The 1913-nt window shown below is 34.8% G+C and carries 1 protein-coding gene and 1 pseudogene; both read right to left on the minus strand.

Annotation, left to right across the window (positions count from 1 at the left end; translation table 11 throughout):
- On the minus strand, positions 1–1072 hold a 1072-nt coding region (locus FJR05_RS23825), incomplete at its 3' end, for a serine/threonine-protein kinase (RefSeq protein ID WP_168646404.1).
- Between the two features lie 129 nt (positions 1073–1201).
- Positions 1202–1913 (minus strand): annotated as a pseudogene (locus tag FJR05_RS23830) (hypothetical protein); the annotation flags it as partial.

A 1913-nucleotide genomic window follows, 5' to 3' on the forward strand; every position in this document is an offset into this window, starting at 1 on the left:
TAAATTCCTCATCAATAGCACAGTTATCCAGTGATTTACAAATAGTTGGAATATGAGCCGATTGAGTTACCACCAAGCCCGTTACAAACAATAAAGATACCACAGAACCAATAGTAATTATCCAGGGTAAACTATTTTTTTGAAGTTGCGGTTTAATAACTGGTGTAGTGACAAAAGATGATTTTGGCTTGGTTTTCGGTGATAATTGTTTTGGCTGAGATTGAGAATAAATTTTGACAGATTTACCTTGATAAGCCAACCCTAATAAAACAAACCATTCTCCTATTGATTGCGGACGATTTTCTGGTTCTAATTCCATTCCTTGGAGAATAGCTTGATTTAATCTGTCACTAATTTGAGGATTAATTTGTTTTGGAGGGGTTAAAGGAAACATCATCCTTGCAGGTGCAGCCGTTGGTACTTCTCCCGTGACCATTGTATAGAGAGTAGCTGCTAAAGCATAAACATCAGTAAACGCACCTCTTCTTGCTCGTTTATCATATTGTTCAATGGGTGCAAAACCATCGGATAAAAAGGGAGTTTGAGATTGAGTTAAATTCTGTTTAAATTCACGAGCAATACCAAAATCAATTAAAATAGCTTGATTTTTTCCTTGATGATTTCTAATTAAAATATTAGCAGGTTTCACATCTCTATGAATCATCGGCGGATTTAAGCTATGAATATAATCTAAAGCTTCCCCTATTTGCTGAATATAATATAAAGCATCATTTTCTGATAAATGTCTTTTCTTAGCAATTAAAGTATCTAAATCATTTGTTTCTGCATACTCCATTACCATACACCATAAATTACCCTCTTGAATCACTTCATAAACCTTGACAATATGAGGATGATTGCATTTAGCTAATCGTAAAGCTTCATTGACAAAATCTTGTTGAAACTGAGGAAAATCACGATGGTTTTGTACTTTATCATTAAGAGTTTTAATTACCACTTGAATATGATTGGTGTCTCTAGCCAAATAAGTAACACCAAAACCACCTTGACCTAATACACTTTGAATTGTGTATTCACCATTATTGAGGATTTTACCAGGATTCCAGGTCATAATATGATCTGATATATAAATGTTTTACTGGATATAACTGGGGTTTTTAACACCCAAGATTTAGGATCGTTTGAGGTACAAAACCTAAGCACTTTTCAAAGGTTGAAATTTATTCATTTTGTACCAAATTTAGTAATTAGTAATAATAACTTGAGTAACTTCCGACCATCTTGACCACACTGAATCGGGAATTGTCAGTGTATATCGCTTTCTGTTCCCTTGTCCATCGGCGTTAAGGGTAATAGAATCCATGAGGATTCCATCTTTGTCTTTAAATTCGGCCTTGAATCTGTACAAAAGACCATATAACTCCCCATAGTAACGAAAACTCTCATTTTCAGGCATATATTCAGCAATCCATTGTACTTGTCTATTATTTTCATCAAAAGTAGGTTTATCAACTAATCTGTATGAACCGCCTCCGTAAACCTGTGTTTTTACGTTAGAATTAAAAGCACTATAGTCCCATTTTGGATTTGATAAACGCAGAGTAGGTTCAGGAATAGAAGAGGGTTCAGGTGTAGGAGTTGATGTAGGTGTTGGTTCAGGTGATGGTGTTGGCTTCTTCAAATCTTCAATTATAGCAACTACTTCTTTCTTTTTTGACTCATAATTGTTTTTCAGATTAGTAACTGAAATAAAAACATCAGAAGGGATATCATTTAAAATCGCCAGTGCCTTATCCCATTTCTCCTTAACCGCTTCATACTCACTAACCGTTTGAGCCTTTCCCATCTGTTTCTCTGCATCTTGAGCTTGTTGTTTGGCTTCGTTGATGGAGTCAATAGCTTGATTTTCTTTATCTAAACGACGTTGTATCTTGGTTAATTGACTTTGATAA

The sequence above is a fragment of the Dolichospermum sp. UHCC 0259 genome, assembly GCF_009711935.1.
In the GTDB taxonomy this organism is placed as follows: domain Bacteria; phylum Cyanobacteriota; class Cyanobacteriia; order Cyanobacteriales; family Nostocaceae; genus Dolichospermum.